The sequence below is a fragment of the Photobacterium salinisoli genome (assembly GCF_003614885.1).
In the GTDB taxonomy this organism is placed as follows: Bacteria; Pseudomonadota; Gammaproteobacteria; order Enterobacterales; family Vibrionaceae; genus Photobacterium; species Photobacterium salinisoli.
The window spans coordinates 1,134,258-1,148,492 of record NZ_QZMS01000011.1; the positions used below are offsets into that span (position 1 = coordinate 1,134,258).

A 14,235-nucleotide genomic window follows, 5' to 3' on the forward strand; every position below is an offset into this window, starting at 1 on the left:
AAAATAACAGTGAGATAGCTATGTTGAAATACATTGTCATTGCCCTGGTGGGTCTGGGGATTTATATCGGTGTGACCTATAAAGATCAGATTGAAGATGCGATGAATGCACGCCCGATGGAGGAAGCGCAGGATATGCTTGAGGATGTGGGCGATCAGGCCGAAGAGGCCAAAGATGCTCTTAACAAGCAACTGGAGACATTACAAAACTGATTTGTATCGTATGGCTGTTTAAGTCTTTCATATAAAAATGGCGACCGTTAAGGTCGCCATTTTTATTAGATGCTCAGAAAAAGCGTTTAGCGTTATGCTCAGGCTTTAACTGGATTAGCAGCGGCTTCTTGCGCTTCCGCAGCACGACATGCAGCCGCAGTGAAGATAACGTCAGTTGAACTGTTCAGAGCCGTTTCAGCAGAATCCTGAATTACACCGATGATGAAACCGATAGCAACAACCTGCATCGCGACTTCGTTGGATACACCGAACAGGCTGCAAGCCAGAGGGATAAGCAGCAGAGAGCCACCGGCAACACCGGATGCACCACATGCAGACACAGCAGCCACGACGCTCAACAGCAGGGCAGTACCCAGATCAACCTGAATACCCAGAGTATGCACAGCAGCCAGAGTCAGCACAGTGATAGTAATCGCTGCGCCTGCCATGTTGATGGTAGCGCCCAGAGGAATCGATACTGAGTAAGTATCTTCGTGCAGATCCAGATCTTTACACAGTTGCATGTTCACCGGGATGTTTGCCGCTGAACTACGGGTAAAGAAGGCAGTGATACCACTTTCACGGATACACTTCAGAACCAGAGGGAATGGGTTCTGCTTCGTTTTGTAGTACACGATAGCCGGGTTAACCACAAAGGCAATAATTGCCATTGAACCAAGCAGTACGGCCAGCAGGTGCGCGTAGCTGGTCAATGCAGAGAAGCCTGTTTCAGCGAAGGTTTGTGATACTAAACCGAAGATACCGATAGGTGCCAGACGAATAACAAAACGAACGATCAGTGTGACGCCGTTAGACATATCGTGGAACACTTGTTTGGTTGCATCTGATGCAGAATGCAGAGCAAAGCCCAGACCCACAGCCCATGCCAGGATACCAATGTAGTTTCCGGTCAGCAGCGCGTTGATTGGGTTATCAACAACTTTGAACAGCAGCGTATTCAGTACTTCTGCAATACCTTCAGGAGCGGCCTGATTTGCAGTACCTGCGTCCAGAGTCAAAGTAGTCGGGAAAAGGAAACTCATGGTAACGGCAGTTAAGGCGGCCATCAGCGTACCGAACAGGTACAGCATAATGACTGGCTTCATGTTGGTATGCGCGCCTTTTTTCTGATTTGCAATCGAAGATGCAACCAGAATGAACACCAGCACAGGAGCTACAGCTTTCAGAGCACTGACGAACAGGCTGCCCAGGAAACCGACTTTCAGTGCGGCATCAGTTGAGACAGCGGCTAGGACGATACCTGCCACGATACCAATGAGGATCTGGATAACCAGACTGCCATTGGCAATTTTAGCTAGGAATGGTTGTGGTTGACTCATACTACATCCTGAATGTTTTGAGTTGGTGTGGAAGCGTTTTATGTTGTTTGCGGGAGGTTTTTTAACAGGATAATCGAAGGATTTCCACTACTCTTTTTAGAAACTTTTAGGTTACACATTTTTAACGTTACTGAACGCTGATATTTGTGAGCGGTTTATCACTAAGATTTATCTGCAGATGGCTCAATAGCCCTGCTTTTATTTCGTTAAGATCGGTATTGCCCGAGCCTTGCACTTGGCTACGAATGCTGAGCCAATAAAAATCCCGCCCGGAGGCAGGATTAACTATCACGCTATTTTTCGGTTGCGGCTCATACACCAGTGCCGAAATGGGTAAAACATCTGCACTGAATGCTGATATCTTAACGGGTCAGCCGATCATTTTCGGTCTGCTGCCGGTATCTCCGGCACCAGAGGTTCCAATCTGTTATCCGTCCGCGGCTTTTGGGGTTTTTCTTTTTGGCGTTGCAGCAGAGCCAGCAGGTGGCTCTTGTCCCACGCTTGAGGGGACTGACTGTAATATGCCGCCATCATGGCACTGATCGCCTGATCCAGTTGTTGTCGGTGTTCCGCCGTCAGGTGCGATTTATCCCAGGCATTGTAGCAGGCTTGTACCTGCATGGGCTGGCATGCTTTTACCGCAGCTATCAGCTTGTCCGTTACGCTGCTGCTGGCACTGGCTGAACTGACAGATTCTGGGGACTGCGGAAGTTGTTGTCGGCTCCGCAGCCACATCAGCAGAGTAACAAGCCAGAGAAGCGTGACGACCAGTGTTAGCCAGGGCCACCAGGCAGAGACGCCCTGCAACTGCTGATTAACGGCAGCAGGATTATCAATGTTATTTGGCGGATTACTTAACTCGGGCTGTGAGGCCCCGTCACTGGGCTCATACGTTGGAGGTGTGGTGGCTGGAATACCGGCTGTGGTATCTGGCTGAACCTGTAGCACTTTACCTTCAACCTGACTGATCACTTTTTCCCCTTTATCGGTATTCCACCAGTTCACTTTCAAAGAAGGCAGGGTAATCGTTCCGCTCTGGCGGGGTATGATGACCTGTTTCAGCGTCATGACACTGTAATCATTCTCTTGTTTGTAAACAGGCTTTTCGCTGTATACCCGGACCGAATCAGGGTAGGTCAGGGATAAATCCGGCAGATTGCTTTGTGGGGTGCCTTTCATTTTGAGTGTCAGCGTGCGTGAAACCGGCTCACCCACTTTAATGTGCGGCTCGTCTTTGTTCCATGTCTGCTCCAATTGAAGATCCGCGGTTGGCAGCCACAGCCCTTTGTAGTCATCGGGTTCAGCAAGAACAGTCAACGGCATCGGTTCAGCCTGAATATTGACGGGGATCCGCATGCCAAAACGCCGGCTACTGTCACTTTTGAAGGCCGTGCCAGTGAGTTTGGCTCCCTGAAGGGTGATATTCCCCGGCTTGGTGGCTGTGACTCGGTACTTGCGGTTAATAATGGTATAGCGTCTGCCATTCAGTACGGTATCCGCCTGATGATCATCACCCACCTGAACCACCTCCAGTCCTTCACCCTGAGGAGCGAGTAAACTGGCTTTTTCCATGTGTTCTCCGAGTTTGATTTGTACCATGTAGATTTGGCTTTCACCGACATACAGGCGGTTTTTGTCCATACGTCCGCTGACCTCAATGGCAAGATCGGTCGTGGAAGCGGCAGCATCTGGATGGTCACTGACCTCAATCCGGATAGGATCTGATGTGGAAGCACCAATACGGAAGGCCGGAATGGTGAAGTCACCTTTCGCTTTGGCGGCGAGCGACACTTGCCACTGGGTTTGCCTCGACACTGAACCGTTAATAAAACGGTTCATGGAGCGGGTGCTGGTCGTGCCGACAATGAAGTCATTTTTGAGTGGCGATAAGTCAAGGGCACTGGCGCTGACGTTATCATCTATGCTGACTGTCAGCTCAAAAATCTCATTTACCCCAACTTGGTTGGATGACACCGTGGCCACAACCTGAGCAGCATAAGCCGAGTAAGAGAGCAGGCTGCCAATCAGCAGCACGGCACTTAACCAGAGCTTTGTCCGGCAAAACGCGGAAAGAAAAGTAACATACTTAGAATGCATTGTGAGTCCTTGCTTCTGTGACTGTCTGTGGCTACCAACGATTTTCAGGTGCGTCCGGAGCTGGCTTTTCTCTTGCCTGGAGAATGATCTGAGCCCTGAGCAGTTCGCGGGTGCTGTCTGGTATCTGCTCAAGCTTTTTTAATGTCGGATGACTTGCACTCAGGCCATTGGTCTCATCGCCACTGTCCTCATTATCACCGGCTATTAGCTGATCGCTTTTATCAGCGTTTGGCTGGGCTTGTTCGTCAGTAGGCGCCATAGGTGCCTGTCCTTCACTGTCAGGGGAAATGGCCGGGCTTGGGTCTGAAGCGGCTTGGGCTGGATCGCCAGCGCGTGGTGATTGCTGACTCTCAGCCGAAGGACGGGATGGCTCAGCGGCACCTTCATTATTATGGTCCGACGCAGGCTGGCTTTGTTCATCTTGCCGTGACTGACCTTCTTGCTGTGCGCCGCCAGCAGATGCAGAGGCTGTCTGGTCAGACTGGCCTGTTTGACTGTTTTGCTGGCTCGATTGCTGTTGTCCTGAATCCGATCCTTCACTGTTATCACGGGATGAGTTGCCAGCTTGTTGCCCGGAAGGCGAGGCTTGGCCTTGCTGACCTTGCTGACCTTGCTGACCTTGCTGACCTTGCTGACCTTGCTGGTTAGCTTGTTGCTGCCTGAGCTGCTGCTCGACGATGTCCAGATTGGTTTTTGCATCTGTGTTATCCGGATCTGCACTCAGCAAGTCCTGATAGATATCGCGGGCCTTGTCCAGCTGGCCGGCTTGTGCGTACGCATTGGCCAGGTTATAGCGAGAGGCTGGGTCAGTTAAACCCGAAAGGGATTCGATTGCTCCTTCGTAATCGCCTGCCTGATACTTGGCCGCTCCCTGCCAGGCGGGTGACTGGAACAGATCCGCCGCTGCTTGGTATTCCTGTTGCTGATAGTGTTGATAAGCGTCCTGATCCTGATTGAGCCAGGGTGACGCGATGCTTTTCTCAACCGGCAGGAAAAGGAGCAGTAAACAGGAAAATGCGACGCCTTTGCGGCAGGCGGGCAGAAAGAGCAGGACCAGAGGGATTAACAGCCAGAACCCGGCATTGAGTTTATCCTCAATGGTTTTATCCTGCGCTTGTTCTGACTGCACGGTCAGATGGCTCGTCGCCTTTATAATACCTCGGATATCCTGATCATTACCCCGCCATCTGACCATCACGCCACCATGGTTTGCTGCCAGTGTTTCAAGCCTTCGGGGATGCATCTTGCTCACGACAGTGTTGCCCTGGTTGTCTTGTAACAGCCGGCCGTCCGGCATAGTCACCGGGGCACCTTGCGGGGTAGCGACTGCCAGAATCGACAAGCGGTACTGATTGTCTTCAAGTAACTGGTCCGTTTGCATTGTCTCCTTCTCACTGAGCCCGTCAGTGATCAGAATCAGATCTCCCTGTGGTCGACCGGCCTGCTTAAGCAGATCAATGGCGGCTTTAACACCTGCAGCAGCGTTACTGCCCTGAATAGGAAAAATAGCAGGCGATAATCCAGGGATCAGGTTACTCAATGTTGCACTGTCAGCAGTCAGTGGGCTGATAATGTAACCATCTCCGGCATAGGCTATCAGACCAGTGCTGCCTTCCTGCCAGTGGGGAAGAAGATCCATGGCTTTGTAGCGGGACTGGGTAAGACGATTAGGAGGCAGATCAGTCGCGTACATGGAGTTAGACATATCCATGATAATCACTCTGGCTCCGCTCAGGTTAGAGGCGGGTAACAATTGCTTCTGCCAACTGGGCCCAGCCATTGCAACCACAGCCAAAATCCATCCAACGCTAAGGAGCAAAAGCACTAGCACGCGGCTCCGCTGGGAGGAGTGTTTATTGTCGGGCTGAAGGTGCGCGGCAATCAGCCCGGACTGTGCACGGCGTTGAGCCAGCCAGAACAAGAGGGCAGCTAACGGAATCAATGCCAGTAACCAATAAGGATGCAAGAAAGTAAAATCAGCCATTTCGCCTCCAACTGATTGCCAGCAGGACACTGAAGAGCAACGCGCCTGCCAGCGGGAAGCGAAACAACTCTTCTCTTGGCCGCCAGGTTTGCTGAGCGGTTGATACAGGTTCCAGATCATTGATTGACTGGTAAATGCTGGCTAATTCCTGAGGATTCCTTGCCCTGAAATATTGACCGTCAGTGAGTGCGGCGATTTGGGTCAGCGCATGTTCGTCTAAATCTTGAGAGGGGTTAACCATGCGATCACCAAAAAAGCTGCGCTGCACCATTTCCTCGGCACCTATACCGACTGTGTATATCCTGACCTTGTTTTCAGCGGCCAGCTTTGCCGCCTCCATCGGATTGATAACACCGGAAGTATTTGCACCGTCACTGAGCAGAACAATCACGCGTTGTTCGGCGTCACTGTTGATAAAGCTTTTCGCCGCGATGCCCAGTCCTTCACCAATGGCGGTGCTTTGCCCAATCAGTCCGAGTACAGTTCTGGCTAATTGCTGCTTTACCGTGTTCAGATCGAAGGTCAACGGCGTTTGCAAGTAGGCATGATTGGCGAACAGAACCAAACCCAGCCTGTCGCCCTGGCGTTTGCTGATGAAGTCGGTGACCACCTGTTTTACTGCAGTAAGGCGATCGATAGCGTTACCCTGCTCATCAACCATATCTTCAATTGACATTGAACCGGATAAATCGACAGCCAGTAGCATGTCTCTGTGTTCAGGCTGTATCTGAACGGGATCGCCAAACCAGACAGGCCTGGCGAGTGCAACTAACAAGCTTACCCAGCACAGAACGGCCAGAGCGCTTTGCCAGCGCCGAACCGGTTTCTTGACCAGATTCTCCGGTAACACCGGCAATGTAATGGCGGCCGCGGGCTGAACCGGTCTGGTAAAGCGGTAGATAAACCAAGGAAGCGGAAGCAATACGAGCGCCCACCACCATACAAATTCAAACATGCCTGTCCCCTTTTGCTGTGCCCTCTTTTATCACTGGGATATGTTGAGGGAAACGGGGAGGAAGGGCATGCCTTAACCAGATCTCAGCCTGATGCCGGCAGGCATTACGAATGCCATCCTCAGTTTCTGAGGCGTACAGAGCCTGTGTCCATGCATCATTCAGCGACACAAACCCCCGGTGTTGTTCAGTTAACTGATGGTCTAAAAATGCCATCCAGTGATGGCCACTGAGTCCCGCGACCTGCTCACGTGGAAAGTAGGTGAGCGCAGCCTGCCGAAGTAAAGTGTTGATTTCTGACACCGAGTGGGTGTGTTTAAGTTGTTGTAATGCCTGTTTTTTGCCTGCTTTTATCCCGTGTACGGCCTTGAGATGATTGACGACCAAATACAGTAGGGCAAGCAGGATAATAATAAGTAAAGCACTGGCCCACCATCCCCAGGCCAGGGGCCAGGGATCCGGCATAGCGGGCAAATGGAGTTCGGCCAGCTGTAAGGGATGTGTATGTGTTTGTGCCATAAAAATTACATCTTGTGCTGTACGGAAGGCTCACGCGTTGGATGAGGCGCTTGAGTGCTTCCGATCTGTTTCAATAACGGAATGCCTGCCGAGACAGCATGCAGAGGTATAGCCAGTGATGAAGCCAGCGCTGTCAGGCTCTGCAGATGCCGGGAAAATTGCTGCGCCATTTGCTCCCGGGTTCGCTGGGCCCCAAAGTTAATCCATGCTGACTGCTGGCTGTCGGTGACGAATTCACGGCCACGAAAACCGGTGTCACCCTGCTCAAGGGGATCGAACAGATGTACAAACTGCAATCTGTTATGGCTTCTTAACTGGCTGAGCCGCTTTTTGTCACTGGCCTGTAACGCATAGAAATCACTCAGAATGATAATTTCACTGCCTTTAGGGCATAAGTGGTGCATATGGCGAAGTACATCAGCAAACGTCAACCCGTTATCTGCCGGAGTTTGTGAGTCAGACTGATGCATGTTGATCATAGCATTGATAACCGCTAGGGGGCCTTGCTGGCGAGCTGTCGGTTTGCACTCACTTAATCTGTATCCGTTGTACACCAGTGCACCAATACGATCCTGCTGCTGCACGGCCAGCCAGCTTAGCAGGCTGGCAAAGTGAGCAGCCTGTACCGATTTCAGTAACAGCTGGCTGCCAAAACGCATACTCTGACTGAAATCAATCAGTAACATCACAGGTTGTTCGCGTTCTTCGCTGAACAACTTGGTGTGAGTCTTACCAGTCCGGGCTGTAACACGCCAATCTATAGCACGAATGTCATCACCGGCCTGATAGGGGCGCACTTCGGTAAAATTCATGCCCCGGCCTTTTTGCCGGCTTTGATGCTGTCCATTGAGTTGAGACCACACGCTGCGTGCAGGAGGAAGCCACTTAACGGACTGATTTTTGTACTGTAACAGCTCGGCAAGGCACAGTTCATACCCGTTACTGTGCGGTGGCAGCAAAGGGGGAGTGTTCGCAGCTGCTTTGTTCATGCACTGGTTACCTGTTGGATCAGTGTATGAATGATACTGTCTGGTGTGATGCCTTCAGCTTGTGCTTCATAACTGAGCAGTAATCTGTGTCTTAGCACGGGATAGGCCATACGCTGCACATCGTCCGGCGTGACAAAATCCCGGCCATTTAACCAGGCGTATGCTCGTGCACAGCGGTCGAGCGCCAGCGTTGCCCTCGGACTGACCCCCATCTGCAGCCAGGCTGCCAGCTCATCGCTGTAACGCTTTGGCTCGCGTGTCGCCATGATCAGTCGGATAATGTAATGTTCAATGTCTTCAGCCATATGGATCTGCAGGACTTCTTGGCGGGCACTGAAGATATCAGCCTGACTGATTTGCACGGCGTCAGAAGACTGGTGCGGATGCTCTTCAAGTGCTTCACCGCGGTTGAGTCGTAAAATAGCAAGCTCACTGTCGGCATTCGGATATTCAACATTCAGTTGCAGTAAAAAGCGGTCAAGCTGAGCTTCCGGCAACGGATAAGTGCCTTCCTGTTCAATGGGGTTTTGTGTCGCCATTACCAGAAATAATGCTGGCAGAGGATAAGTATTCCTGCCTGCGGTGATCTGCTTTTCTGCCATTGCTTCAAGCATCGCGGCCTGTACTTTCGCGGGAGCACGGTTGATCTCATCGGCCAGTAACAGCGAGTTAAAGATAGGGCCGGGCTGGAATACGAACTCGCCGGTTTCGGGACGGAAAATATCGGTGCCCGTCAAGTCTGCGGGCAGGAGATCCGGTGTGAACTGGATACGGTGGAAATCGCCTTCAATGCATTCGGCAAGGGTTTTGACCGCGCGTGTTTTGGCAAGCCCCGGAGGGCCTTCTACGAGGATATGTCCGTCTGCTAACAGTGCAATCAGTAATTGTTGCACCATTTCGGCCTGGCCGATGACCTGTTGTTGTAAGTATTGATCGAGTTCTCTGAAGGTCTTTGCAAGCATGTGTTTTTTATCCCTTGGAGCGACTGTTTTTCCTGCACGCCCGAAAGCGTGTTGTATACACCCATAACGTATTAAAAAGAATGACGTTATTGGTGTTCGACTGTGTTCCGTCAGTGAAGTTCACAACAAATATCAAGCAAATGATAAATGTTATTTCTCTTTTTTACATTGCAAGGTGATTTTTGTCACTAATCTGATAGAAAAGTAAAAACTGGACAAAAGAATGAAGTACTTAAATTATTTTTTTTCTGAGGTCTGATGTGTTTTTTTTGTTACGGTAATGCTGCATTTATTAGCCTGCCCACTAAAAATCACTTTATCAAAACTTATTCATGTCCCAGGTTAAAACTGGTGCAACGCTGCACCAATAAAGTGCGATGAATCGAATTTTACGGCAAAAAAATCATTCCTGAAGCGTGAAATCGCTGGATTCATAGCATTTTGTAAACTTGGCATCTCTCATGCATTGAAATATTCCGTTAACAAATCGAACTTATTATGTAATCGATTAATTGTTATTGAGTTGATTCCATATAGGGATTTTATGAATAGCATGAATTCCCTATATTGATATCTATATGTGCATGTGTTCTTATAATGGTTATGCAATGTAAACTTCACACAAGTGACTTGTGGAGTGGATACGCTGCGTAATAGTGGTGCAGGGAACAAGTCTGGTTCAGATGTACAGCAGCAGGTTCTCTTCAGAAAAAGTACAAAAATCAACCATCAGATGAGATGAGTTTTTGTATTGGCAACGGATGGAAAGGAGTCTGGTAAATGACAAAGGTAGCATTAGTAACTGGCGCTAAAGGTGGTATTGGTTCTGCAATTACTCAGGGTTTAGTAGATGCAGGTTATCGTGTTATTGCCACCTATTTCCCAACAGGTGAAGCAAAAGCCAAAGAGTGGTTTGCTGAAAACAATTACTCTGATTCTCAAGTCCGCTTATTCCCTCTGGATGTTACGGATGCTGCATACTGTGAAGAGGCACTGACTACTCTTTTAAAAGAAGAGGGTAAGATTGATGTGCTGGTTAACAATGCAGGGATTACCCGTGACAGTACGTTTAAACGTATGACCGTTCAGCAATGGAAAGAAGTAATGTCCACGAATCTGGACAGCCTGTTTAACGTTACTCATCCTTTGTTTGCTGCAATGTGTGATAACGGGTTTGGCAGAATCATTAATATTTCTTCTGTGAATGGCCTGAAAGGGCAGTTCGGTCAGGCAAACTACTCAGCAGCCAAGGCTGGCATGATTGGTTTCACCAAAGCACTGGCTGCAGAAGGCGCACGTTATGGTGTTACTGTCAACGCGATTGCACCAGGATACACGGGTACACCTATGGTTGAAGCAATTAAGCCAGAAGTGCTGGATGCTATTAAAGCTGAAATTCCAATGAAGCGTCTGGCGCAACCCAATGAAGTATCAGCATCAGTGAATTTCCTGGCCAGTGATGCTGCAGCCTATATTACCGGTGAGACTCTCTCGGTAAATGGCGGCTTATACATGCACTAATTTAGAAGTAAGGACACTCGACACATGACCAAAGTTTATATTGTTGCAGCCAAACGTACTCCCATCGGCAGCTTTAATGGCGCACTGAAATCAGTCTCGCCAGCGCAACTTGCTGCTGTTGCTATAAAAGGTGCCATCGCTCAGGCAAATGTTGACCCCGCTAAAATCGATGAAGTGATTTTAGGTAACGTAGTGGGTGCAGGCCAGGGTATGGGACCAGGACGCCAGGCGGCAATTTTTGCAGGTATTCCAGATCAGGTACCGGCCTACAGCCTGAACATGGTATGCGGAAGTGGTATGAAGGCGGTAATGGACGCTGCAGCGCATATTAAAGCCGGTGACGCTGAACTGGTGGTGGCCGCTGGCGCAGAAAACATGTCGCAGATTCCGTTTACCGTACCGGCTTCTATCCGTGATGGACAGAAAATGGGGAATATGCAACTGACAGACCTACTGATTAACGACGGCCTGACCGATGTCTTTAATCAGTACCACATGGGTGTGACGGCTGAAAATGTGGTTGAAAAAGTGGGTCTGACCCGTGAACAACAGGACAATTTTGCGCTGGCAAGCCAGCAAAAAGCAGTCGTTGCCATTGAGCAGGGTAAATTTGCTGAAGAAATCGTTTCTGTTGAAGTGAAAGAGCGTCGCGAGACGAAAACGGTTGACACGGATGAGTATCCGAAGGCCGATGCAACATTGGAAGGTTTGCAGAAACTGCGTCCGGCATTCAAACCTGAAGGTTCAGTAACCGCAGGGAATGCATCAGGTATTAATGATGGTGCGAGCGCCATCATTGTGGCTTCTGCTGCTGCCGTAGAAAAATATGGTTTAACACCGCTGGCAGAAATCGAAAGTTATGCCCAAGCGGGTGTTGCCCCTGAGGTCATGGGTCTTGGCCCTGTACCAGCGGTAATGAAAGCCCTGGAGAAAGCCGATTTAAACATTGATTCAGTGGGTCTGTTTGAGTTTAACGAAGCCTTTGCCGGTCAGGCATTGGGCGTGTTGCATGAGTTGGCTGACAACTTGAATACCAAGGTCGAAGATTTGGCCGAACGTAGCAATGTTAATGGTGGTGCGATTGCCTTGGGTCATCCTCTGGGAGCATCGGGTAACCGTATTATTGTCAGTCTGCTGCACGAGATGCGCCGCCGTGGAACAGAGTATGGTCTTGCCACACTGTGCGTCGGTGGCGGTATGGGTACAGCTATCGTACTGAAAAGTGTCTAAATCGACTCGTTAACTAACTGGTGTCAGTGTTTACTGGCGCTGAAAATAGCACTTAAATTAAGGAAACATATTATGTATACGGAAATGTTTAAATCTTTCTCTGAGCAAACTGAAAAATCTCTGGCACCTTACGTGAAATTCAACAAGCTGTTCACTAAGAACGTGGAAGAGCTGACTGAGCTTCAACTGGCCGCAGTACGTGCTTACAGCGATTTGGGTCTGTCTCAGCTTAAAGCAATCAGTGAAATCAAGGATCTGCAATCACTGACTTCTTTTCAAAGCCAACAGCTGGAAAACCTGACTAACCTGTCTAAGCAACTGGTTGATGACAGCAACAAGTTTTCAGCACTGGCTCAAGGCTTCAAAACTGAAGTTGAAGAGCTGGTAGCAGAGAATGTAAAGCAAGTTACTCCAGCTTAAGTTCTTTTCCTGTCTTAATGCCGTCCCGTCTTGCGGGCGGCATTTTTAGTCCAAAAGCAGAGGTCATTGCGATGAACCCGAATTTTTTCACGGACTACTTTGCTAAACTCCAGGAAATGAACCAAGCGTGGTGGAAGGAGTTTGATTCCGGCAAGGCAGCCATTAATACTCCGCTCAATAAAGCGCTGAGTGAGTTGAATCTGGAAGACACAACGGCTTGGCTGGAAAATGCATCTGCGCAGCCCGCCGTGATTGCAAAAATTCAGATGGACTGGTTTGAAAGCCAAATGAAGATTTTGCAAAACGTTACTATGTCTGGTGATAATCAGGATGTTGTTACTCCGGCACATGATGATAAACGATTTATCGATCCTGCCTGGCAAAACGAAGCTTTTTATAACTGCATCAAACAGTCTTACTTGCTGTTCAGCAATAAGATGAAAGAGACCATCGATTCTATTGAAGGTTTAGACGATAAAGCGAAAGAGCGCTTGAGCTTCTTTTCGCGTCAGGCCATTAACGCACTATCGCCTACCAACTTTATTACCACCAACCCTGAACTGGCAAAACTGACGGTTGAAACCAACGGTCAGAACTTGATTAAAGGGATGGAATTACTGCATGAAGACATGCAGTCCAGCGCTGATGTGCTGAAAATTCGCATGACAAATGGCGATGCATTCCAGGTGGGCGATAATATTGCCAACACACCAGGACAAGTGATTTTTAAAAATGACTTGTTTGAACTTATTCAGTACAAACCGCTGACGGAAACCGTGAATGCGACCCCCGTACTGATTGTTCCGCCATTTATCAACAAATATTACATCATGGATCTGCGAGAAAAGAACTCTATGGCTCGCTGGCTGGTGGAGCAGGGACATACTGTCTTTATGATTTCATGGCGTAATCCTGATGCGACAATGCAGGATGTGGATTTCGATACTTATGTATTGGAAGGTGCGCTAAAAGCATTGGACGTTACCGAAAGTGTTAGTGGTGTCAATCAAATTCACACCGTAGGTTATTGTATTGGCGGTACATTGTTGGCTACTGCTCTGGCGTACAGCTCTGCGAAACGCATGCGTAACCGGGTGAAGTCAGCCACTTTCTTTACCACGATCCTCGATTTTTCTCAGCCGGGTGAAATTGGTGCTTATATTAATGACCCGATCATTTCGGCCATTGAGGCCCAGAATGAGCTGAAAGGCTATATGGACGGTCGCTCGCTGAGCGTAACCTTTAGTCTGCTGCGTGAAAACAGCCTGTACTGGAACTATTACGTCAATAATTACCTGAAAGGAAACAGCCCAATCGATTTTGATTTGCTGTTCTGGAATGGTGATAGCACCAACGTGGCGAAAGCGTGTCACAGTACATTGTTACGTCAGTTTTATCTGGAAAATAAGCTGATGGATCCGAAAGGGTACAAGGTAGGTGGTGTGTATATTGATTTGTCGAAGATCAAAGTACCGACTTACTTTATTTCTACTCAGGAAGATCACATCGCGCTGTGGCAGGGTACTTATCGCGGTGCAAAAATACTGAAGGGTGATTCAGTGTTTGTGCTGGGCGAGTCTGGTCATATTGCCGGTATCATTAACCATCCTGACAAAAATAAGTATGGTTTTTATACCAATGATCAAGCCGAGTCGGATCCTGAAGCCTGGTTGGCGGGTGCAACACGGCACGACGGCTCATGGTGGAATCACTGGAATACCTGGTTGAATGGCTTTAATTCTGAAGAGCAGGTATCTGCCCGCGATATTGGCAATGAAAGTTTCCCACCTATAGGTCCAGCGCCTGGTGATTATGTGAAGCAAACACTGCCGATTGAGTTTTCAAACCCAAATTAATCGTTCGATAACAATATCGACAGTACAAAAACCAGTGGCTTGCCACTGGTTTTTTTGTTTGAAGCATAAGCGCTTTACTGGTCTGAATCAGTGGTGTCTTCATGGGTTAAAGTGTCTGTCCCAACAAGATCATTTCAAAGCTAATTGTGTTA

Annotated in this window: 12 protein-coding genes; 5 read left to right on the forward strand and 7 right to left on the reverse strand. The window is 48.9% G+C overall.

Annotation, left to right across the window (positions count from 1 at the left end; all coding sequences use genetic code 11):
• Nucleotides 1-20 precede the first annotated feature (20 nt).
• Nucleotides 21-212 carry a YtxH domain-containing protein gene (locus D6M16_RS16430; protein ID WP_120512891.1) on the forward strand — a complete coding sequence of 64 codons (192 nt, stop codon included), beginning with the start codon at nucleotides 21-23 and terminating at the stop codon, nucleotides 210-212.
• A gap of 98 nt (nucleotides 213-310) precedes the next feature.
• On the opposite strand, the gene sstT is transcribed toward D6M16_RS16430, so the two are convergent.
• The 7 genes from sstT to D6M16_RS16465 all read right to left on the reverse strand — a co-directional run bounded on the left by sstT (nucleotide 311) and on the right by D6M16_RS16465 (nucleotide 9,056).
• Entirely contained in the window at nucleotides 311-1,552 is a 1,242-nt protein-coding gene (sstT, locus tag D6M16_RS16435) for a serine/threonine transporter SstT (protein ID WP_120512892.1), read from the reverse strand.
• 378 nt (nucleotides 1,553-1,930) lie between these two features.
• Nucleotides 1,931-3,649: a BatD family protein gene (locus tag D6M16_RS16440; RefSeq protein WP_120512893.1), complete on the reverse strand. Its 1,719-nt coding sequence runs from the start codon at nucleotides 3,647-3,649 to the stop codon at nucleotides 1,931-1,933.
• 31 nt (nucleotides 3,650-3,680) lie between these two features.
• Nucleotides 3,681-5,633 carry a VWA domain-containing protein gene (locus D6M16_RS16445; protein ID WP_120512894.1) on the reverse strand — a complete coding sequence of 651 codons (1,953 nt, stop codon included), beginning with the start codon at nucleotides 5,631-5,633 and terminating at the stop codon, nucleotides 3,681-3,683.
• On the reverse strand, nucleotides 5,626-6,588 hold the full coding sequence (locus D6M16_RS16450; RefSeq protein WP_120512895.1) for a vWA domain-containing protein: 963 nt from the start codon (nucleotides 6,586-6,588) through the stop codon (nucleotides 5,626-5,628). The genes D6M16_RS16445 and D6M16_RS16450 overlap by 8 nt, the downstream gene beginning before the upstream one ends.
• Nucleotides 6,581-7,105 carry a DUF4381 domain-containing protein gene (locus D6M16_RS16455; RefSeq protein WP_120512896.1) on the reverse strand — a complete coding sequence of 175 codons (525 nt, stop codon included), beginning with the start codon at nucleotides 7,103-7,105 and terminating at the stop codon, nucleotides 6,581-6,583. Before D6M16_RS16455 ends, D6M16_RS16450 begins: the two co-directional genes overlap by 8 nt.
• 5 nt (nucleotides 7,106-7,110) lie before the next feature.
• A complete protein-coding gene (locus D6M16_RS16460; RefSeq protein WP_120512897.1) occupies nucleotides 7,111-8,094 on the reverse strand; it encodes a DUF58 domain-containing protein in 984 nt (327 codons plus the stop codon).
• The gene (locus D6M16_RS16465) at nucleotides 8,091-9,056 is read right to left on the reverse strand and encodes an AAA family ATPase (RefSeq protein ID WP_120512898.1); all 966 of its coding nucleotides are present in this window, start codon (nucleotides 9,054-9,056) and stop codon (nucleotides 8,091-8,093) included. The genes D6M16_RS16460 and D6M16_RS16465 overlap by 4 nt, the downstream gene beginning before the upstream one ends.
• Nucleotides 9,057-9,836: 780 nt before the next feature.
• Between D6M16_RS16465 and D6M16_RS16470 the strand changes: the two genes are divergently transcribed.
• The 4 genes from D6M16_RS16470 (at nucleotide 9,837) to phaC (ending at nucleotide 14,083) form a co-directional block, all read left to right on the forward strand.
• Nucleotides 9,837-10,577, forward strand: coding sequence for an SDR family oxidoreductase (locus D6M16_RS16470; RefSeq protein ID WP_120512899.1), 741 nt, complete (start codon nucleotides 9,837-9,839; stop codon nucleotides 10,575-10,577).
• Nucleotides 10,578-10,601: 24 nt separating this feature from the next.
• A complete protein-coding gene (locus D6M16_RS16475) occupies nucleotides 10,602-11,807 on the forward strand; it encodes an acetyl-CoA C-acetyltransferase (protein ID WP_120512900.1) in 1,206 nt (401 codons plus the stop codon).
• A gap of 72 nt (nucleotides 11,808-11,879) precedes the next feature.
• On the forward strand, nucleotides 11,880-12,227 hold the full coding sequence (locus tag D6M16_RS16480) for a phasin family protein (RefSeq protein ID WP_046220227.1): 348 nt from the start codon (nucleotides 11,880-11,882) through the stop codon (nucleotides 12,225-12,227).
• Between the two features lie 71 nt (nucleotides 12,228-12,298).
• Entirely contained in the window at nucleotides 12,299-14,083 is a 1,785-nt protein-coding gene (phaC, locus tag D6M16_RS16485) for a class I poly(R)-hydroxyalkanoic acid synthase (protein WP_120513230.1), read from the forward strand.
• The last annotated feature ends 152 nt before the right edge of the window (nucleotides 14,084-14,235 follow it).

Coding starts and splice junctions, on each gene's coding strand:
- D6M16_RS16480 (WP_046220227.1), top strand. CDS start 11,880: ATGTATACGGAAATGTTTAAATCTTTCTCTGAGCAAACTGAAAAATCT.
- D6M16_RS16475 (WP_120512900.1), top strand. CDS start 10,602: ATGACCAAAGTTTATATTGTTGCAGCCAAACGTACTCCCATCGGCAGC.
- D6M16_RS16450 (WP_120512895.1), bottom strand. CDS start 6,588: ATGTTTGAATTTGTATGGTGGTGGGCGCTCGTATTGCTTCCGCTTCCT.
- D6M16_RS16465 (WP_120512898.1), bottom strand. CDS start 9,056: ATGCTTGCAAAGACCTTCAGAGAACTCGATCAATACTTACAACAACAG.
- D6M16_RS16455 (WP_120512896.1), bottom strand. CDS start 7,105: ATGGCACAAACACATACACATCCCTTACAGCTGGCCGAACTCCATTTG.
- D6M16_RS16460 (WP_120512897.1), bottom strand. CDS start 8,094: ATGAACAAAGCAGCTGCGAACACTCCCCCTTTGCTGCCACCGCACAGT.
- phaC (WP_120513230.1), top strand. CDS start 12,299: ATGAACCCGAATTTTTTCACGGACTACTTTGCTAAACTCCAGGAAATG.
- D6M16_RS16430 (WP_120512891.1), top strand. CDS start 21: ATGTTGAAATACATTGTCATTGCCCTGGTGGGTCTGGGGATTTATATC.
- sstT (WP_120512892.1), bottom strand. CDS start 1,552: ATGAGTCAACCACAACCATTCCTAGCTAAAATTGCCAATGGCAGTCTG.
- D6M16_RS16445 (WP_120512894.1), bottom strand. CDS start 5,633: ATGGCTGATTTTACTTTCTTGCATCCTTATTGGTTACTGGCATTGATT.
- D6M16_RS16440 (WP_120512893.1), bottom strand. CDS start 3,649: ATGCATTCTAAGTATGTTACTTTTCTTTCCGCGTTTTGCCGGACAAAG.
- D6M16_RS16470 (WP_120512899.1), top strand. CDS start 9,837: ATGACAAAGGTAGCATTAGTAACTGGCGCTAAAGGTGGTATTGGTTCT.